General features: G+C 44.7%; 20 protein-coding genes. 5 read left to right on the forward strand and 15 right to left on the reverse strand.

The features are described 5' to 3' along the window. Window positions 1-67 precede the first annotated feature (67 nt). From AC1MEO_RS10210 to AC1MEO_RS10230, 5 genes are all read right to left on the reverse strand, one after another. Entirely contained in the window at window positions 68-1,243 is a 1,176-nt protein-coding gene (locus AC1MEO_RS10210) for a sugar ABC transporter permease (protein WP_480330062.1), read from the reverse strand. Window positions 1,244-1,255: 12 nt separating this feature from the next. Then, on the reverse strand, window positions 1,256-2,776 hold the full coding sequence (locus AC1MEO_RS10215; protein WP_480330064.1) for an ATP-binding cassette domain-containing protein: 1,521 nt from the start codon (window positions 2,774-2,776) through the stop codon (window positions 1,256-1,258). Between the two features lie 85 nt (window positions 2,777-2,861). Beyond that, window positions 2,862-3,980, reverse strand: coding sequence for a sugar ABC transporter substrate-binding protein (locus AC1MEO_RS10220; RefSeq protein WP_480330066.1), 1,119 nt, complete (start codon window positions 3,978-3,980; stop codon window positions 2,862-2,864). 190 nt (window positions 3,981-4,170) lie between these two features. Next, window positions 4,171-4,689, reverse strand: coding sequence for a YehS family protein (locus AC1MEO_RS10225; RefSeq protein WP_480330068.1), 519 nt, complete (start codon window positions 4,687-4,689; stop codon window positions 4,171-4,173). A gap of 117 nt (window positions 4,690-4,806) precedes the next feature. Next, window positions 4,807-5,019 (reverse strand): hypothetical protein, encoded by a 213-nt coding sequence (locus tag AC1MEO_RS10230; RefSeq protein ID WP_480330070.1) that lies wholly within the window; start codon window positions 5,017-5,019, stop codon window positions 4,807-4,809. Window positions 5,020-5,212: 193 nt separating this feature from the next. Between AC1MEO_RS10230 and AC1MEO_RS10235 the strand changes: the two genes are divergently transcribed. Then, window positions 5,213-5,728, forward strand: coding sequence for a CarD family transcriptional regulator (locus AC1MEO_RS10235; protein ID WP_480330072.1), 516 nt, complete (start codon window positions 5,213-5,215; stop codon window positions 5,726-5,728). A gap of 89 nt (window positions 5,729-5,817) precedes the next feature. On the opposite strand, the gene AC1MEO_RS10240 is transcribed toward AC1MEO_RS10235, so the two are convergent. Next, window positions 5,818-6,282 carry a MarR family winged helix-turn-helix transcriptional regulator gene (locus AC1MEO_RS10240; RefSeq protein WP_480330074.1) on the reverse strand — a complete coding sequence of 155 codons (465 nt, stop codon included), beginning with the start codon at window positions 6,280-6,282 and terminating at the stop codon, window positions 5,818-5,820. Window positions 6,283-6,459: 177 nt separating this feature from the next. Between AC1MEO_RS10240 and AC1MEO_RS10245 the strand changes: the two genes are divergently transcribed. After that, window positions 6,460-7,869, forward strand: coding sequence for a GH1 family beta-glucosidase (locus AC1MEO_RS10245; protein WP_480336078.1), 1,410 nt, complete (start codon window positions 6,460-6,462; stop codon window positions 7,867-7,869). 81 nt (window positions 7,870-7,950) lie between these two features. On the opposite strand, the gene AC1MEO_RS10250 is transcribed toward AC1MEO_RS10245, so the two are convergent. From AC1MEO_RS10250 to AC1MEO_RS10270, 5 genes are all read right to left on the reverse strand, one after another. Continuing rightward, window positions 7,951-8,238, reverse strand: a complete 288-nt coding sequence (locus AC1MEO_RS10250; protein WP_480330076.1) for a PTS sugar transporter subunit IIB — start codon at window positions 8,236-8,238, stop codon at window positions 7,951-7,953. Then, a complete protein-coding gene (locus AC1MEO_RS10255; protein ID WP_480330078.1) occupies window positions 8,235-9,599 on the reverse strand; it encodes a PTS galactitol transporter subunit IIC in 1,365 nt (454 codons plus the stop codon). Before AC1MEO_RS10255 ends, AC1MEO_RS10250 begins: the two co-directional genes overlap by 4 nt. Before the next feature lie 72 nt (window positions 9,600-9,671). Beyond that, window positions 9,672-10,121 (reverse strand): PTS sugar transporter subunit IIA, encoded by a 450-nt coding sequence (locus AC1MEO_RS10260; protein ID WP_480330080.1) that lies wholly within the window; start codon window positions 10,119-10,121, stop codon window positions 9,672-9,674. Window positions 10,122-10,499: 378 nt separating this feature from the next. Beyond that, the gene (locus AC1MEO_RS10265) at window positions 10,500-11,237 is read right to left on the reverse strand and encodes a toxin regulator (RefSeq protein WP_480330082.1); all 738 of its coding nucleotides are present in this window, start codon (window positions 11,235-11,237) and stop codon (window positions 10,500-10,502) included. A 252-nt stretch (window positions 11,238-11,489) separates the two neighbouring features. Further along, window positions 11,490-11,876, reverse strand: a complete 387-nt coding sequence (locus tag AC1MEO_RS10270) for an MFS transporter permease (protein WP_480330084.1) — start codon at window positions 11,874-11,876, stop codon at window positions 11,490-11,492. A 129-nt stretch (window positions 11,877-12,005) separates the two neighbouring features. Between AC1MEO_RS10270 and AC1MEO_RS10275 the strand changes: the two genes are divergently transcribed. Further along, entirely contained in the window at window positions 12,006-12,593 is a 588-nt protein-coding gene (locus AC1MEO_RS10275; RefSeq protein WP_480330086.1) for a TetR/AcrR family transcriptional regulator, read from the forward strand. Window positions 12,594-12,749: 156 nt separating this feature from the next. Here AC1MEO_RS10275 and betA read toward each other — a convergent pair whose 3' ends face one another. Beyond that, window positions 12,750-14,432, reverse strand: a complete 1,683-nt coding sequence (gene betA / locus AC1MEO_RS10280; RefSeq protein WP_480330088.1) for a choline dehydrogenase — start codon at window positions 14,430-14,432, stop codon at window positions 12,750-12,752. A gap of 154 nt (window positions 14,433-14,586) precedes the next feature. Continuing rightward, window positions 14,587-16,059, reverse strand: coding sequence for a betaine-aldehyde dehydrogenase (gene betB, locus AC1MEO_RS10285; RefSeq protein ID WP_480330090.1), 1,473 nt, complete (start codon window positions 16,057-16,059; stop codon window positions 14,587-14,589). 273 nt (window positions 16,060-16,332) lie between these two features. On the opposite strand from betB, the gene cudC reads away from it, so the two are divergent. Both cudC and AC1MEO_RS10295 read left to right on the forward strand, forming a co-directional pair. Beyond that, window positions 16,333-16,884, forward strand: a complete 552-nt coding sequence (gene cudC, locus AC1MEO_RS10290) for a choline uptake/conversion transcriptional regulator CudC (RefSeq protein WP_480330092.1) — start codon at window positions 16,333-16,335, stop codon at window positions 16,882-16,884. A 182-nt stretch (window positions 16,885-17,066) separates the two neighbouring features. After that, window positions 17,067-17,948 carry a glycine betaine ABC transporter substrate-binding protein gene (locus AC1MEO_RS10295; RefSeq protein ID WP_480330094.1) on the forward strand — a complete coding sequence of 294 codons (882 nt, stop codon included), beginning with the start codon at window positions 17,067-17,069 and terminating at the stop codon, window positions 17,946-17,948. Window positions 17,949-18,013: 65 nt separating this feature from the next. On the opposite strand, the gene AC1MEO_RS10300 is transcribed toward AC1MEO_RS10295, so the two are convergent. After that, window positions 18,014-18,757: an aquaporin gene (locus tag AC1MEO_RS10300; protein ID WP_480330096.1), complete on the reverse strand. Its 744-nt coding sequence runs from the start codon at window positions 18,755-18,757 to the stop codon at window positions 18,014-18,016. Between the two features lie 470 nt (window positions 18,758-19,227). Then, entirely contained in the window at window positions 19,228-20,229 is a 1,002-nt protein-coding gene (locus AC1MEO_RS10305; RefSeq protein WP_480330098.1) for a tRNA dihydrouridine synthase, read from the reverse strand. Window positions 20,230-20,332 lie beyond the last annotated feature (103 nt).

The raw sequence follows: 20,332 nt of genomic DNA on the forward strand, positions 1-20,332 counted from the left end.
GAACAGACAAAAAGGCACCTCCCAAAAGGAAGATGCCGCCTTATTTTTCCGTCATCTTCTAAACTGCTCAGGCCCGCTGTCTGCGAGTCATTACATCAAAAATAACAGCCGCCGCCAACACCCCGCCGCGAATCATATATTGATAGGAAATACCCGTACCCAGCAGGTTCATGCCGCTGGATAAAGAGGCCATAACGACAGCCCCGATAATGGCTCCTGTGACACGTCCTACCCCACCGGCTGATGACACTCCACCGACGTAAGCGGCTGCAATGGCATCCAGTTCAAACAATGTTCCCGCTGTAGTCGTTGCCGACTGCAGACGTGAAGTGAACAATAAGCCTGACAATGCAGCCAGCATTCCCATGGAACCGAAAACAATGAAGGTGATTTTCTTAACATTGATGCCGCTCAGGTGCGCTGCTTCAGGATTACTCCCGACTGCGTAAATGTTGCGCCCTAAAACAGTTTTCGTTGTCAGGAAATGATAAATGACCACCACTACCAGCATAATGACCATTGTCCATGAAAATCCATTGTAACCGGCCAAAATCCAGGTAATGTATGCAATGACTAAAGAAACCAGCAATAATTTAATAAGAAAAATGCCGCTCGACATCACGTCAAAGCCGTAAGTCATTTTATTTTTCCGAGTAGAAATTTCACTGAAGATATACAGGATGATAGCGGCAACTCCTACCATCAACGACAGCAGATGCAAGCCATTGACAAGCATCAGCGAAGGGATGAAACCATTGCCGATCGCATTGAATTGGTCGTTATTGATGATGATGGTTCCGGTGTCTTCAGTGACATTCAGCAAAGCTCCCCGGAAAATCAGCATACCTGCGAGTGTAGCTACAAAAGCCGGGATGCCCAGTTGCGCAATCAGAAATCCATTGAAAAAACCGATCAGAATACCAAATACCAGTATGACGGGAATGGTGATCCAAATGGAAAAACCGAGCTGCGTCATAAAGATTGCCGCAACAGCGCCTAAAAATCCGGCCACAAAACCTACAGATAAATCGATATGCCGGATGACGATGACCAAGGTCATTCCTACAGCCAGGACAGCGATGTAACCTGCAGAGTCCAACAAATTGCTGATGTTTCGGGATGAGATGAAAAGACCGTCTGTCATGATCGTGAACGTCAGCATGATGACGATCAGTGCGATGTACATGCCGTAATCGCGGATATTTGATTTTACGATGGACTTAGCTTCCGTAAAAAGATTCATTATTACTGCCTCCTATTGCGTTGCGAGCTCCATAATGGTCTCTTGTGTCGTTTCTTCAATGGCCAGTTCCCCTTTTATCGCACCTTCAGCCATTACGTAAATACGGTCGCTCATTCCCATGATTTCACCAAGTTCCGAGGAAATCATGATGATGCTGAGCCCTTCTTTGATTAATTCGTTCATGATGGTATAGATTTCAAATTTAGCTCCTACATCAATCCCGCGTGTCGGTTCATCCAGAATCAGAATTCTCGGCCCTGTGAACAACCATTTGCCGAGAGATACTTTTTGCTGGTTTCCGCCGCTCAATTTGCCGACCACTTGTTCCAAAGAGCTGGCCTTAATATTGAGTGACTTTTTATATTCTGATCCGACTTTCACTTCTTCATTCAAATTCAGCATGCCCTTCTTGGAAATGCCCTTCATATTAGCGGCGGAGACATTGATCTTGATATCCTGGATCAAGAACAGCCCATCGCCTTTACGGTCTTCCGTCACATAGGCAATGCCCGCTTTGATGGCGTCGCTGGTATGCTTGAAGTTTTTCTTTTCTCCATGCACTTCCAGTTCTCCCTGCAGCTTATAATTTTTAGGGTTGCCGAAGATGCTGAGCGCCAGTTCTGTCCGCCCCGACCCCATAAGGCCGGCGATGCCGATGATTTCCCCTTTTTTCACTTCCAGATTGATATTTTTTGCAACTTTCCGACCCAATTGAGCATCATAGGCAGTCCAGTCTGTCAGCTTTAAGACCGTTTCACCAATTTTTTTATCGGGTCGCTTAGGGTAGATATCTTCAATTTCGCGTCCAACCATATTTTTGATGATGATGCTTTCGGTGATTTCTCCTTTTTTGGCATCAAGCGTACAGATCGTCTTGCCGTCCCGCAGCACTGTCGCTTTGTCAGCAATTGAGATGACTTCCTTTAATTTATGTGAAATCATAATGCAGCTGATGCCTTGGCTTTTCAGTTCCTTCAATAATTCCAATAAATTTTCACTGTCGTTTTCATTCAAGGCAGCGGTCGGTTCATCAAGAATCAACAGCTTCACATCTTTGCTGAGCGCTTTGGCAATTTCAACAAGCTGCTGCTTTCCAACGCCAAGGTCTTTGATCAAGGTCTCTGGTGTAACATTCAGTTTTACTTTTTTCAGCATGCGAGTCGCTTGAACGATGGTTTCATTCCAATCGACAAACGGTCCTTTTGTGATTTCATTGCCGGCAAAAATGTTTTCATATACGGTCAGATCCGGAAAAAGGGCAAGCTCTTGGTAAATGATGCCGATTCCTGCTTTGACACTGTCATTGATTTCGTTGAACTGCTGGACCTGTCCTTCGAAAACGATATCTCCTTTATACGTTCCATAAGGATAAACACCGCTCAGCACTTTCATTAAGGTCGATTTGCCTGCTCCATTTTCACCGATCAAGCAGTGGATCTCCCCTTGTTCGACTTTGAAACTGACATCGGAAAGTGCCTTGACGCCCGGAAATTCCTTAGTGATGTTATTCATCTCTAAAATGTAGCCACTCATGCAATCGCCTCCTGCTCTAAATACAAGTGAAACGGAAGAACAGCGATAGAAGTTCTATCACTATTTTTCCGCTTCGCTGTATCTTTTACTCTAATCCTGTAAACTCACTTGCTTCGTAATATTCAGAATCGATCAATTCAGCTTTAACATTTGCTTCGTCCACAACAATGACCGGTGTCTGTTTCGCTTTCACTTCCACAGAGCCATTGTCGTATGTTCCAGTTGTTTCAGGTGTATTGCCATCCAGTACTTCAACTGCCATGCCCATTGCATCTGTAACCAATGAACGAACATCTTTGAATACTGTCATGGATTGCTTTTCATCGATGATGTACTGAATCGATGCTTTTTCAGCATCCTGGCCGGTAATCAAATAGCTTGATACGGCACCGTCTGAAGCGAATACATCAGCAATCGAACGAGCTGTTCCGTCATTTGGCGCAAGAACGGCGATATCGCCTTTCATATCATCCCCTACTGAAGTCAAGTGCGTCTGTGCTTTGTTCTTGGATTCATTCGGATCCCAGTTGGTAGTCACCTGGCCGATGATTTTGCTCAATTGTTCACGTGATAAGTCTCCGGTATCTTTCAACGCTTCAGCTTCGCTCGAGTTGGCTACTTTGAACGTTCCATCAGCGATTTTTGGTTGAAGCACTTCCCATGCACCTTCAAAGAACAGGAAGGCATTGTTATCAGAAGACGCGCCGGCATATAGGTAAAGTGGCATGTCTTTGCCTTCTGCATTGTCGACCAGATACTGAGCCTGTGCCGCCCCTACCGCTAAGCTGTCAAACGTCACGTAATAGTCTACTGCGTCTGTGTCCGTTATCAAACGGTCATAGGCGATGATTGTCACGCCTTCTTTTTTCGCCGCTTCCACTGCTGCTGCAGCCGCTGGCCCATCGTGTGGTGTAATGATTAATACTTTAATGCCTTTGTTCAACAAGGCTTCAACATTCTCTTTTTCTTTTGCTGAAGATCCTTGGCTGAATAGGATTTCTGTTGAATACTCTGAATCCGCCAATGCATCTTTGAAACGCTGCTCATCTTGAACCCATCTCGGTTCATCTTTGGTAGGCAAGACGATTCCTACATCTACAGCTGAAGAAGATCCTCCGCCATCATCGCTATTGCACCCCGCGGCCACTAATACAAATGCCATAAGCATCATCAGAAACAAAACACCCTTTACATTCCTTGTCATTTATTTATCCCTCTCCCTTTGAATAAAATAAGTACAACTTAAGTATAAATTCAGATAACTGATTTGAAAGCGCTGTCACTAGCACTCTTTTAATATCATCTGTACTTTTTCAACTTCCTGTTTAATTTCCGGCAAAAAAAAAACAGCATTTCCGTTTGTCGATGATGCTGACAAGCAGAAATGCTGTTTTCTATTTTCTGTACTTGATCGCCAAGCCCTTCAGGAAGTTCCGTGCGTAGCGATCGCCGCATTCTTTGTAGTTTTTGTGGCCTACTTTTCGCAGCAATGCGCCCAGCTCGCCTCTCGTTACGGTTACACCAGCCAAATCCCAAACCTCCAGCATATCTTCACTGTTGAGCTGCAAAGCGATTTTCACTTTTTTCAACAACAGGTTATTGGAGCGCTCGTTCGTCTGCGCCGGAATTTCCGGCTGTCCCGGCTTGGGTTCCTGGCGGCCGCGTTTGAAAATGATGAAGCCATTCAAGAATGACTCAAACAGATGGTCGTCCGCTTTGATGTAATCATCGGTTTCCTGTTCGGCCCAGATGCTGTCATTGTCCTCATCATCGCTTTCAGGGGTTTTCGTCAACACTTTCAATACTTCTTCCTTGCTCAGTTCAACCCCGCCCAATTTGAAGATCTCGATCATGTCATTGTTTTTTATATCCAGCGCGTAGCGCAGTCTGATCAATAAATCATTATTGTCCATTGTAGTAGCCTCCTGTGATTTCCAGTGTTTGTGCATATCTATGGTAAATCCAATACTAATAATAGCACATTATCACGTGTCCATCAGACTTACTTGAAGACAGCAAAAAAGACAGTTTTAGTTGACTGTCTCGTGGTTTTCTTTATTTATCACTACTCTTAATTGCTCGACTTTATCCTGCAGCTCCATAATTATTGTAAGGGACTCTTCATCGTCCAGTGATTCTTCGTAAAAAAACTGTAAATCCCGCTCCATGTCCGCCAAGCGCTCATTGTAGTGCTTGAGTTTTTCAGCAACGATCAGCCGTTTTGCATCTATTACACTCTTCATTCTTCTGTTACCTCCACTTTGGCAACCCTAAAGCCGCCTTGTATTTGTATTCCCCTTTATTTATGGTCTACTCTATTGTTTATGGCATTTGTATGTCCGGCAGAAGCAGGGCGATTAATCGTCAACTAAGTTTACAATAAATCAGACTTGTGTTATACTGATTACAGTTGAGTTAGATTTGAGGAGGAAAAAAATGTTCACTATTGGAGATCACATCATTTATTCCGCCCATGGCCTATGTAGAATTGACGATATTCGTGATGAAACCGTTTCAGGTGTCACCAAAAAATATTATAAATTGCATCCTTTGGAGAATACCCTGGTGACCATCAGCACACCTGTTGATAACGAAAAGGTTGTTATGCTGAAGCTTCTCCAAAAAGAAGAAGCCCTTGAAATCATCGAAAGCTTCAAGCAAGATGGAGCTGAATGGGAAACCCAGCCGAATTCGCGGCTGAAGCAGTATTCCGAGCTTATCAATTCAGGAGATCGTTTGCAGATCGCCAAAGTCGTCAACACCCTGATGCGCAAAAAATTCGATGCACAACTCGAGAAGACGACACTTTACGAGCGCGACTACAAACTGCTGAATAACACACAGATCATTCTCTTCAAGGAACTTGCCCGTGCTTTGGACACCAGTTTTGAAGAAATCAACAAACGGATCAATGACTTGATCAAGAATGATAAACCGCTTCCTATCGTATAAAAAGTCCTTGCCCGACGTTGCTTATATATAGAAAAGAACGCCCTGCTTCATCAAGTGGATTGATGAAGCAGGGCGTTCTTCGGTTTGGGTTAGATTCCCCAATCGGCCTTCAGAATATCTTTGAGGACTTTCATTTGGTCGCTGCCAATTTTTTCAGCAATTTTCTTTTCCGCCTGAACCTTCAGCGCTTCGTGTTTCTCGTAGCACTCTTCCCCTAAAGCTGTTAGGCGGATGCATTTCTCTTTTTTATTGTTCTCCACATTATGCACTTCCACCAAATCTTTGGCAGCCAGGCTTTTTATGAATTTATGAATCGCCTGGCGGGAAATATCCACATTCTTGGCGACATACGCAATGGTGGGCTGCTTTTTATAAATACGGGCCATGATATACCATTCAGAGTTTGAAATATGGATCTCACTAGCGTCATTCCATGCGCTTTCCGAAATTCTCCGTGTCGCTATATGGCGCTCGCTCAATAAATCAATCAAATCCAAGTTCTGTAATTCCATGTCCGGGGTCAAACGGTTCACTCCAATCATCTTCTTCGCCATTTAATATACCCATTCCATTAGGGGAAGTCAATTTGTAGAAATACTTATGCACGTTCTATAGAACTGCCGAAAGCCCCTGTACTCCCTCATCCATTTGTCTTCGGCCCCTCTCCTGCTATACTGTAAATCAGCAAATGCAGATGGAGGTCTTTCTACATGAAAAACAACGAAATCCAATTGAAGTTTCCGCATGACTTTTTATTCGGGGCAGCTTCCGCTTCTTATCAGGTGGAAGGTGCTGCCAATGAAGACGGCAAAGGGACCACCAACTGGGACGTTTTTTCCAAGATCCCTGGAAAAACCTTTGAAGGAACAAATGGCGATATTGCTGTCGACCATTACCACCGCTACAAAGAAGACATCCGTTTAATGGCCGAGATGGGCCTTGAATCATACCGCTTCTCTGTTTCCTGGGCACGCATCCTGCCTGACGGTGACGGCAATGTGAATGAAAAAGGACTGGAATTCTATAACAATCTAATCGATGAATGTTTGAAATACGGCATCGTCCCCTTCGTCACGCTGTATCATTGGGATTTGCCGCTGGCACTTGAAAAAGACGGCGGCTGGACCAATAAGCGGACAGCTCGAGCGTTCGTCAAGTATGCGGAGATTTGCTTCCAATCCTTCGGTGACCGGGTCAAGCATTGGATCACTTTCAATGAAACCGTCATGTTCTGCGGATTGGGCTACTTGAAAGGCGCCCATCCACCAGGCATCCAGAACGACGAAAAGAAATATTTCCAAGCGACACATAATGTCTTCTATGCCCATGCCAAGGCTGTGGAAACCTACAAGAAACTGAAGCAATACGGCGAAATCGGCATTACCCATGTATTCCTTCCAGCCTATAGCGTCGATGACGACGAGGATAACCTGAAAGCTGCCCAGCATGCCAATGAATACGAGACCAACTGGTATTACGATCCGATCTTAAAAGGCGAATACCCTGCGTATGTGGTTAAGCAGCTGGAGGAAAAAGGCTGGACGCCCGATTGGACCCAAGAAGAGTTGGACACCTTGCGGAGAAATGCGGACCATAACGATTTCATCGGGCTTAATTACTATCAACCCATCCGTGTTAAAAAAAATCACGAAGCAGTGTCTTCTATCGAACACTCAAGGGAAACCTCCACATTGGTTCCCGGCAGCCCTTCTTTTGACGGCTTTTACCGGACTGTCAAAATGGAGGATAAAACCTATACCAAATGGGGCTGGGAAATCTCACCGCAAGGATTTCTAGATGGCCTTCATATGCTGAAAGCGCGCTATGGCGACGTTAAGATGTACGTCACCGAAAACGGCCTGGGCGATGAAGATCCGATCATCGACGGCGAAATCGTTGATGTCCCCCGCATCAAGTACATTGAAGAGCACCTGAAAGTCATCAAAAGAGCAATCCAGCAGGGCATCAACCTGAAAGGCTATTATGCCTGGTCGGCCATTGACCTGTTGAGCTGGCTGAACGGCTACAAAAAACAATATGGCTTTATCTATGTCGACCATAAGGATGGGCTGAACCGCAAGAAAAAGCTATCGTTCCATTGGTACAAGCAGGTGATCCAGACGCGCGGAGAAGAACTGTAAGTCCATCCGCCCCACAATAAAACCAGCCAGTTTGCGAAGTCGATCGATTTCGCAACCGGCTGATTTTTTTTGCTACCCATGCTACTCGCGCTTGATCTCAGCTAAGACTTTCTCATACATGCTGTCAACACCGATGCCGGTCAGAAGCGGCACCCCATCGATCACTTTGTCTTTTATGTTATTCGGCACTAAGGTAGTGGACAGCACGACGTCGTATTCATCAATCCGCCCAATTTCATCACTGACTTTCGATTGGTAGATCTTCACTTCCTGGCTCAAGTTATTGTCCTTCAGCCATTGCTCCACTTTCCCTTTTACGACCGTCGAAGTCGCGATTCCCGTTCCGCACATGATCAATAGCTTTTTCATTTAATTTCCTCTCCCTCTTCTGTTGCGTCTGTTTGTTTCTGTCGTCTCGGCTTGATTTTATTTTGATAAATCAACCCGAACAAGATCAATAGCCCCAATCCGATCATGCCATACCAGCTGAGGATTTTCGGAATCCAAACAAAGATGAAGGTCGTCCAAACCGCTCCATCGATCAATGACGAAATACTGGTGTTCTCACCCATCTCGAAATTCGAGGCAATGGCAGCCTCTGTGAACAGCGGCGCAATCCATGTCGCGATATAGAAACCAATTCCGATATAAATGGATCCCCCGATTACCGTTCGAATGATATTCCCTCTAAAAATCGGCACCATCAAACAGATCAGAAATGGAATGGATGCAAGATCCGCAAACGGCAGCACGGAGTTCCCCGGCAGCAGGACAGCCATAAAAATGGTGATCGGCACAATCAGCAAAGCCGAGGACAGGACAGCTGGATGGCCGATCGCCAAAGCACTGTCCATGCCGATGTAGAGGTCTCTTCCCGGAAAACGCTTTTTGACGAATTCCCCGGCCGCTTCCGAAACCGGGATCAACCCTTCCATCAACAACGCAACCATCCTCGGAAGCAGCACCATGACGGCACCGGTCTGAATGGATAGCTGCAGGATGCCTGGGATGTCGTATCCCGCCAATATCCCAATCAGAATCCCAATCAATACACCGATGATGGTTGAATCCCCGAGAATCCCGAGTCTTTTCTGAATCGATTCCGGGTCGGCTTCCAGCTTGTTGAAGCCAGGAATCCGGTCAAAAACCCAGTTCATCGGCATGGCGACAAAAGCGGACGGCGCCGAGGTCCCGTGCGGAAATGTGATGTTTTGGAAACCATAGAATTTCTCGATATGCTTCGCCAGAACGTCTGCCATCAAATAAAGCAACAGCAAGTGAACAATAATGGTCAAGACTCCCAGCCAAAAATCTCCTGTCAATGCATAGACCAACGAGCCGGTGAATGCCACATGCCAGAAATTCCAAATATCGACGTTCAGCGTTTTGGTCAAACCGAAAGTCAGGAGGAGAATATTGACGCCCACCCCCAATGGAATGGCGAGACTCCCTAAAGACGTACCATAGGAAATAGCAGAAGCCGCCGGCCAGCCGACATCGATGGTGTTCAATTGGAAGCCGAAATTATCGACCATTGATTGAGCGGCTGGCCCCAAGCTCGAAACAAGCAATCCGATGACCAGGTTGATGCCGACAAACCCGATCCCGACGATGATGCCGGCACGCAATGCTTTACCGGGCTTGGTTCCCAGCACCAACGCAAAGATAAAAATTAAAATTGGCAGTAAGACAGAAGCACCCAGATCTACGAACCATTGTAAAAATCCCATCAACTTCACTCCTCGACTTATATTTTCATCTATCGAAAGAAAAAGCTTATTTAAGGGAATATGCCGTGATTTTTATACTTTGTCTTCTACTAATCCATTGAGTTCGTCAGCACTTTTGACTTGGACCAGCTTCGAGACCATTTCCGGGTCTTGTATCAATTCCATCAACTTCTGCAGCATTTCCAATTGGTCATCCGAACTTTTTAAAGCGAGCATAAAAATCAGCTTCACATCGACCAGTTTATCGTCTGTTCCCATCATCAGGAACTTGACCGGATTCTTCAAACTGGCAAAGGCGACCGTCGATCGATGCACCCTGTCGCCATCTGTATGCGGAATCGCTACGCCAAAGGGCTCTGTCGGCAACCCCGTTGGATAATTTTTTTCTCTTTCGAGCAGACTTTCGATAAAATCCTCTTTGACATAACCTTGCTCGATCAGCCTACTCCCCAACAGCTGTAATGCTTCCTCCTTGGAATTTGCCTCCAATCCAATGATTGCCAGCTCTTTTTCCACTCTCATCCTCCACGCTCCTTCCCCAATTTTTTGCACCTCCGGAAAGCGATGACTCACTATATGTATAAACAGGATGTACGGGTCACCCTTTTCTTCAATAAAAACTCATTTACAAATGTTCTTTCTTAGCACATTTGATATCACCCTTATTATAAAAGCGCTTTCAAAATAAATCAATATAAAATACAGAATATTTAGTTAACTTAATCTTCAACTTTATTCACTAATAGCTAATTCTTTCTCCAAAAATTTTATACTCCACTTTCATTTGAATTCTAGTAATATGTAGAAAAAACCCGATTGAGATCACTTTTTAGAAGTAATCATCAGTCGGATTTTCATTTGCCCAAGTCTGCCACACCTTGGTTCTTATATCTAGTTTAATTATTGTTCAATTTGTTCTATAGAAATTCCAGGTATGGAAATTGACCCGCCCATAGTGGATTCATAAGTAAGTAACCCTGTTGATAACCCTCTTATCGTAATCGTATCATCTTCTAAGATTCGGGAGTCGACAACTGTGGAATCGAATTCTGCATAAAGGACAGTATCGTAATTGTCATTTACAGCTAATCTGATTTGAGTTGTCCCATCTCCTTCCATTACCTGAATAACTGTACCGTAGAATTTGACCTTTTCATAAATAAAATCATCTGGAGTTCTGGCTAGTTGATCATATGTGATTCCTGTATCATAGCCGATTTTTTCTTTTTCTTCAGCTGCTGCCTTTTCTTTAGCTTCAGCTGCAGCCTTGGCATCTGCTTCGGCTTTTTCTTCAGCTTCTGCTTTAGCTTTTGCCGCCGCTTCTTCCGCTGCTTTTTTAGCCTCCGCTTCTTCTTCTTTCTTCTTCACTTCCGCTTCTTTTTCTTTGCGTTCTTCTTCTTTTAATGAGAAAAACGGTTCTGCTTCTTTTACTTTTGCTTCCAGTTCTTTAATTTTCAGCACGGATTCCTCATTAGTTGATTCCAGTTTACTGATTTGTTCAATCAGTTTTTCATTGCTCTCGGTAGATGCATCTACTTCAGATTGGGAAGGACCTACGCTCCCACCAATAATTAAAGCAAATAAGGCTACTAGAACATATCTCCACCTAAGTTTGACGAAGCTTAATACACTTTTCATGATACTAACTTCCTTTCGATTATATAGTCCAAATTAATCATAGTATATACACTACTAATTTCATAGTAATAATTATAAAAATATATTTTAATACGTACTATTTAATTATTATATGAGATTTTTTCCCATTTAACCGTTACTCTTCCGTTCATACAGTTTACTGTTCCTAAACACTGGATAGAAAAAGACAGCTTCCTATTTTTAAAAGGAAGCTGTCTTTGCTTTAATTGTTTTGCGAAATTAAAACCTTCTTTATTTATCCGCCTCTATTTCCTGAAATTTATTCACTGCATAACCGAAGAAAGTCGTCATAAACAGCATACCGACAATCAGCATGCCGATGCTGCCTGCCAGAAAGGCTGAATCCATCGAAAACAGCACTTCGTTTCTAAACCACGATTGGAACGGCAGGCCAAACCCTAACAGCACAGCGAAGAACAGCGCCTTCGTCTTCCAATCCTTGCCCTTCATCTTCTTGATCGAGTTGTTCACAAAAAGACGCAATAAGGCCAGAGCCAATCCAATCGCAAAAAAGATCAATAAAAACAGTTTAATATCTTCATTTAAAAGAAACGCCTTCACCAGCACAACACTCGCAATAAGCAACGTAATCCACATCATCGCATTCGACTTTTTCATTTATCTCACCTGTCCCCTTGAATTCCACTAAACACACTGTTGAGTGGTATACCTTAATTTTAGGCGCCTGCTATAATGAAAGCAATAAACAGAAAATGTTCAACTGTTGAATGGGTGGGAGGCGATGGGATGAACACAGTTTATGATGACATGAATGCAAGGACAAGAGAAAAAATCCAACAGCAATTTCTTCAATTGCTCAAGGACAAGAATTTTATGAAAATTTCTGTTCAGGATATTGCAACGGCTGCGAACATAAACAGAGGCACTTTTTATCTGCATTACCTGGATAAGTATGATTTGCTGGACCAGATGGAGGAAAATTTACTCGCTGGACTGGAAACTCATTTGGAACGGCTCCAGCCGGATTTTTTATTGTCAGAAGCCGAAAAGGGCAATACCTCGATTCATGCCGTGGAGGTATTCCGCTATATCCAGTTGAATGCAGACGCCTTCAAAGTGTTTTTAGGCGGCAACAACCACGTCGGCTTCCATAAGCGGCTCAAACATTTCTTCATCGAGCACTTTCTGGAAAAAATGATGATAAACGAAAATTTTTTCAAGAGTGCTACCGTTCCACATGACTACCTGTCTTCATTTGCCACCTCCGCCTTTTTAGGCTTGGTCGAGCAATGGCTGGATAATGAATTGACGGAGACTCCCTCTGAAATGGCAGAGATGTATATTCAAATCATCTTTTTCATCAGGAATTTGTGATAGCTGCCATCAATGCTGCAGAAGCAGAAACTCTTTGTCGGCCTCAATTAGTAGGACTCTTCAATAGACAGCAAATAACCCTCTCTATCCAGAAAAAAGAAGGCACTCGTTCACCAATGTATGACATGGTGAACGAGTGCCTTCTTATAGAAATTGTTATTCAGTTACGGTCCCCGCATCAGCAGGATGGACACCATGGCGATAGAAATCAGCGTGGATTGGCTCTAAGGGTTCACGCCCCAGGATGAGGTCTGCCGCTTTTTCCGCCAACATCAATACCGGCGCATGGATATTGCCGTTCGTAACGTATGGCATGGCAGATGCATCAACTACACGGACGTTTTCCAAGCCGTGCACTTTCATGGTCAATGGATCTACGACTGCCATCGGATCTGAAGCAGGTCCCATTTTTGCGGTACAAGATGGATGAAGGGCAGTCTCCGCATCATTTGCGACCCATTCCAGAATTTCCTCATCTGTGCTGACAGCAGCGCCAGGTGAGATTTCTCCTGAATTATAAGTCGACATCGCTGATTGAGACATGATTTTCCGGGAAACCTTCACTGCTTCAATCCACTCGCGACGGTCTTGTTCAGTCGACAGGTAATTGTAGACCATGCTCGGGTACACTTTCGGATCTTTCGAACGGATCTTCAATGATCCCCGGGCATCTGAGTACATCGGTCCAACATGTACCTGGAAGCCGTGTTTGGTTTCCGCTTTTTGTCCATCATAGCGGACAGCTACCGGCAGGAAATGGAACATCAAATTCGGATAGGCGACATCTTCGTTTGAACGAACAAAACCGCCGCCTTCGAAATGATTGGTCGCTGCCGGTCCAGTACGCGTGAAAATCCACTGCAAGCCGATCAAAGGCATCCGTGCTTTATTTAAGCTCGGCTGCTGGGAAACAGGCAACGGGCAAGAATGCTGAATGTAGACTTCGAGATGATCCTGCAGGTTTTCTCCCACACCCGGAAGGTCCAATACCGGTTTAATGCCAAGGGAACGAAGGTGTTCAGCATCTCCAACGCCTGACAGCTGAAGCAGCTGAGGTGTGTTGATCGCCCCACCTGACAGGATAACTTCCCCTGCTGCTACATAATGAGTCTTGCCGTTTTGCCGGTAAGTCAACCCTTTGGCCCGCGTCCCATCAAAGTCGATGGCAGTCACAAAAGCCCGTGTCTTCACCGTCAGGTTTTGGCGCTTCATGGCCGGATGCAGATAGGCCCGTGAAGCTGACAAACGTCTGCCTTTATAGACATGCTTATCAAATGGTCCGAATCCCTCCTGGCGAAATCCATTGACATCCGGAGTACGCGAGTAGCCAGCCTCTACTCCTGAGTTAAAGAAGGCTTGGAATAACGGATTTGTCGCTGGTCCGCGTTCCAATTTGATCGGTCCATCGTGGCCGCGAAGATCATCATCCGGTGAAGCTATAGCCGTTTCCAACCGTTTAAAATACGGAAGGCAATGGGCAAAATCCCATGTTTCCATTCCCGCATCCGCTCCCCATCGCTCATAGTCCAATGGGTTGCCGCGTTGGTAAATCATGCCGTTGATTGAACTCGAGCCTCCAAGCACTTTGCCCCGTGCATGCTTGATGCGGCGTCCATTCATATAAGGTTCTGGATCCGATTCGTATTTCCAATCATACAGGCTGTTGCCTGCTGGAAATGGCAAAGCTGCCGGCATTTGGATCAACAGGTCCCACGAGTAATCGCTGCGCCCTGCCTCCAAAACAAGAACATTTCTCGTTCCGTCTTCACTTAGGCGATCGCCGAGTACAGAACCCGCACTGCCTCCCCCAATAACAATAAAATCATATGTTTCGCTCATTTTCTGTTCCTCCTTGAATGTTGAAATTAGAAGGAAAGGAGTCAGACAACAGGAAAAGCATTGCTCAAAAACCCTTCTTCGTTTTTCACATTTAATGAATCGTTTTTGTTTCTTCTATATGAAAGTTATAAAGTCCGGATAATCGCTTGCTGGCTCAGAACCAGTTGATCGCTTCTGGCTTCAGGTTTTGGAAGATGTGTTTGGTTTCTGTATATTCTTCCAAGCCCTGTCTGCCAAGTTCACGCCCAAACCCTGATTGCTTGAATCCGCCCCACGGCGCGTGTGGAAAGTAGAGGTTGAAGTCATTGATCCACACAGTACCCATGCGCATTTTTGTTGCACAGCGTTCAGCTTTCACCGTATCTTTTGTCCAAACGCCTCCGGCAAGTCCGTAAATCGAGTCATTGGCGAGCTTGATGGCTTCTTCTTCTGTCTGGAATTTTTCAACGGTTAGTATTGGGCCAAAAGCTTCTTCTTGAACAATTTTCATGTCAGTTGTGCAATTCGTAAAAATCGTCGGCAAGTAGAAAAAGCCCTTTTGCAATTCCGGCTCTTCAGGGCGTCTTCCTCCCACGGCTAATGCAGCCCCTTCTTTGATCCCTGTTTCTACGTACTTTTCTACTTTTGCCAAGTGTTCAGCTGAAATAAGCGGACCCATTTGCGTCGTTTCGTCAAACCCGCTGCCCAGCTTGAATTTCTTCACCCGCTCCACAAGCGCATTCACAAATTCATCGTGAATGCTTTCTTCTACGATCAATCTCGTACCAGCGGAACAAATTTGTCCTGCATGGAAAAATACCCCGTTCAATGCTTGATCGACCGCTACTTCAAAATCAGCATCCGCAAAGATGATATTCGGGTTTTTTCCGCCAAGCTCAAGCGCGAGATTCTTCACGTTCACACTTGCCGCCTGCATAATTTTCTTGCCCGTAGCTAGTCCGCCGGTAAAAGAGATCAGGTCTACGTCGGTATTGCTGGACAATTCGGCGCCTACTGTATCACCTGTCCCAAGAACCAGGTTCGCAACACCTGCAGGCACTCCTGCTTCTTCCATCAATTCAAATACTTTTATAGTAGTAAGTGGCGTAATTTCACTTGGCTTCATCACTAACGTATTTCCGGTCACCAGCGCAGGCGCCAGTTTCCAGGACGCCTGCAGCAGCGGATAATTCCAAGGTGTAATCTGTCCGCAAACCCCGACAGGTTCATGAACTACTTTGCTGGTGGAGTCCGGCACTGGAGAAGCGATCAATTCTCCGCCATTTTTATCGGCAAGTTCTGCATAATAACGAAACACGCCAGCGATATCATCCATGTCGCCTTGGCTTTCCACTACGGTTTTCCCCGTATCCAACGATTCCAACTCAGCAAGCTCCTGTTTATCCCGTTCAATCAGTTCCGCAATTTTCCTTACGATGGCCCCTCGTTCAGTTGCAGGCACAAAAGCCCAAGTTCCGTGATCGAATGCTTCTCTTGCTGCAGAAATTGCTGCTTTTGCATCCAGGGCATCCCCTTCTGGAACAATAGCGATAATCTCCTGATTATAAGGATTGATGATTTCACGTTTGTTGCCGGATTTTGCATCTACCCATTCACCATTTATGTATTGTTTTAATTTCAGATTCACATTCAACAACTCCAATTCCCATTAAATTAAGTTCGTTAAGAATTTATTTAACGTTAAAAACATAACATGCCTATATATAGCTGTCAAAATTAGTTTTAGTAAAAAGTATAAAACCTGCTCAAAAACCGTTGCGGTTATTGAGGTGGTGAATTTTTCAAGCCACAAAATCACCCATTTCCATTTGACATTTAAGCTGTACAGGTTAACATGAAGTTTGTTAAGAAGATTTAATCAATTTTTAACATCGTATTTTATTAACGAAGGAGCGGCCTTATGAGTGAATCCAGCGAACGATCCAAAATCAAATTAGAAGAAGCTAAGGATAAAGTCATCGGCGCCATTGCAGAGACAATGGACTTATACGGCGTGACGCCTGCAGCTGCAAATTTATACGCGACAATGTACTTTAAAGACCAGATGACACTTGATGAAATGCGCACCGAGCTTGAAATGAGCAAACCGAGTATGAGCACGGGAGTCCGCAAGCTACAGGAAATAAAAATGGTGAAAAAGACATTTACTCGCGGTTCCAGAAAACATACTTACGTAGCGGAGAAAAACTTCTTCCGTTCGTTTATGATGTTCTACTGTGAGATGTGGGAGCGGGAAGTAAAAACGAATATGGAAGCGATCAAGGAATCACAGGAAGAGTTTATCGAAATCATCAAAGATGCTGCCACCACACCTGAGATTGTTGCAGAAGCAAAGCATTTCTACGATCAATTGGAAGAATCCAAAGTTTACTACCATTGGTTGGATGACTTGGTTGAAAGTATAAGAAGCGGGAAGATATTTGAATTCTTGCCGAAAGAACAGCAGGAATAAGGGATGGAAAGCAATCAGGCAGCCTATTGAATACAGCAATAGACTGCCTCCATATTTAAAGGCATTGACTATATAAAAAAAAGGGCTCTCTACGGCCCATTCGTTAAATAAAATCTTAATATATTTAATTTTTTAAATGTATTTTATTAATAGATATCATTACAAAAGGGGAGTTTTGCAATATGAAAAAATGGAGAAAAGAAGTTGGGTTTATTTCAGCGATAGTTATGGCTACGGCACTGACAGCATGCAGCAGCAGTGATGGTGATCAGACGCAGGCTGAGGAAAGCGATAAAGAATTAACCATCAGCCAAATCAACTGGGCCGAGAATATTGCCGTCACCAATATGTGGAAAGTGATTCTGGAAGAAAAAGGGTACGATGTGAAGTTGAATGTTTTAAACATGGGCGTGACGATGCAGGCCTTGGAAAGCGGCGATGTAGATGCTAGTTTGGAAGTATGGTTACCGGTACAAGACGCGAATTACTTGAAGGAATACCAGGATACCGTTAATTTCTCCGAAGCTACCTGGTATGACAATGCCAAAGTAGGGCTGGTTGTTCCAAGCTATGTAGAAGAAGTGAATAGTGTGGAAGACTTAAATGACCATAAAGAAATGTTCGGCGGCAATATTGTCGGGTTTGATCCGGGCGCCGGCACGATGGAAGTGACGGAACAATTGATCAAGGACTATGAGTTGGACTTTGAATTGCAGCAAAGCTCGGAAGCTGCCATGCTGGCTGAAATCAGCGAAGCAATAAAAAATGAAGAACCGATTGTAGCGCCACTTTGGAGCCCTCATTGGGTATTCTCCAAATACGACCTGAAGTTTCTGGAAGATCCACAAAACACATTCGGCGGCATCGAAAAAATTCACCATGCAACAAGACAAGGATTTGAAGAAGACCACCCGGAAGTAAGCGAGTGGCTGAAGAATTGGAAGATGGAAGATGAACAGATCGGCGAGCTTATTGACTATGTGGAAAGCGCTGAAGATCCTCTAGTTGGAGCTGCGCAATGGGTGGAAGAAAATGAAGAATTGATTGGTCAATGGGTACAGTAAACGCCCGATAAATAGAACCCAAACAGAAAAGACTGCTTCCCATTTCGAAGGGAAACAGTCTTTTTTTACTTGCCAGCTAGGTCGATATCCGACTCTCCAGCTACTTCGATCCCCGTCTCTTCTTTTACAACAAAGAAAGATTTAAAGACAAAGGCAGCGAGTGCCGCGCCGACAAGAGGAGCTAAAATGAATACCCACAGTTGTGCAAGTGCATCGCCGCCGGCAAAAATCGCAGGAGCCAAGCTTCTTGCCGGGTTTACGGAAGTGCCTGTCAACGGAATGCCGATAATGTGCACCAATGTCAGCGTCAATCCGATGACAATTCCGCCCATATGGGAAGTTGCTTTACTTGAAGTGACACCCAAAATGGCAAGGACAAAGATGAAGGTGAGAATCACTTCAATGACAAGTGCCCCTGACAGATTCAACCCGACAGCACTCAACTCTCCATAGCCATTTGCGCCAAACCCTTCCAAGCTTGTCGAACTTGCAGCGACAAAGGCAAGGATTGAACTCCCAGCAAATGCCCCCAATACCTGTGCAACGACATACCCGCCAAATTCTTTAACCGTTATATTACCCGATATTAGCACGGCCAGCGAAACCGCTGGATTTACGTGGCATCCCGAAATATGGCCGATGGCGTAAGCACCCGCGACAATCGAAAGCCCAAAGGCAAGCGCAATGGCCAGCACGCCAAGAAATCCTGTGTCCGTCCCTCCTGTGTAGCCTCCCAAGACAACTGCTGTACCTGTCCCTAAGAATACCAAAATAAAAGTGCCGATAAATTCCGCCAAATACTTTTTCATCCAAACTCACTCCTTCTTCTGACTGAATTTCCAAAAGACTCCACTTGCTTTCATTACATGGAAGCCGAGTGCCTGGCATTTAAAACGCATATAATTTTTTATCAGTAAGCTACAATAGTCGGTAAAATGATCATTACGAACAAGGGGAATCTAACAATCTTATAAACTGAATTTTCAAAACCTTTATGCTAGTTTAACTCACATTCCCTTTCCAGTCCATCTCCATATTTCCCTTGTCCTGCCATCAGTCCTTTGTCCCTTGCTTCTCTTTATTTTTGGATTGGCAAACTGCTTTTGTTTAACTTTTAAAAACCACACCTGTTTCAACAGCAACCAACCTAAAACGGCAAAAAAATCTCCTGCCAATTTCAGCGAACTGGCAGGAGATTTCTATTCAACTTAGTTTTATACACCAGCCCATAGTAAGAAAATCGGATACGATAGGTTCCCAATCCTCTGCTGTTCAGAGCTCAGCTATTTTCTACAGTTTCTGCTAAATTCTCTGCTTCTATTGAAGCCTCAAAGTCATTAAGCAAAGCACGCACTTCATCGGTCTTTTCTGTGTACATCAATTGGTTTCTCAGTTCCCCGACCCCACGTACGCCGCGGACATAGATTTTAAAGAATCGGCGGAGCGGCTTGAAAGAAATCGGCTCGATCTCTGTCGAATATTTGTCATGAAGATCCAGGTGCAGCCTCAACAGATCAAACAATTCCTTGCTGCTATGTTCTTTCGGTTCGATTTCAAAGGCAAACGGATTATGGAAAATCCCCCGTCCGATCATCACACCATCGATGCCGTATTTATCGGCAAGTTCCTGGCCTGCCTGGCGATCTGGAATATCCCCGTTAATCGTAATCAGGGTATCCGGTGCTATTTCGTCACGGAGTTTCTTGATTTCCGGAATGAGTTCCCAATGCGCCGGCACAGCACTCATTTCTTTTTTTGTCCGCAAATGAATCGATAGATTGGCGATGTCCTGCTCTAATACATGGGTCAACCAGCCTTTCCACTCGTCCACATCGGTGTAGCCGAGACGCGTCTTAACACTGACAGGCAAGCCGCCAGCTTTTGCTGCTTGAATGATTTCAGCCGCATTGTCAGGGTAGCGAATCAATCCGCTGCCTTTTCCTTTGGCTGCCACGTTCGGTACAGGACAACCCATATTGATGTCGATTCCTTTAAAGCCCTGCTTGGCCATGCCAATGCTCATCTCACGGAAATGCTCGGGTTTATTGCCCCATATGTGGGCCACCATCGGCTGTTCGTCTTCCGTGAACGTCAAACGTCCCCGCACACTGAAAACCGCTTCCGGGTGGCAATAACTTTCGGTGTTCGTAAACTCTGTAAAATACACATCAGGCCGTGCGGCTTCAGCCACTACATGGCGAAACACAACATTCGTGACATCTTCCATCGGCGCTAACACAAAAAACGGTTTCGGCAAATCACGCCAAAAATTCTCTTTCATATTCAAATTCCAATCCTTTCATTACGGGATGGAAGGCGAACCCTTCATCCAAAAATTCTCACACTATTATGCTGCAGCTCACTGCACATCATCTATGTCTGGA

This window comes from Planococcus sp. BI3, assembly GCF_056680115.1.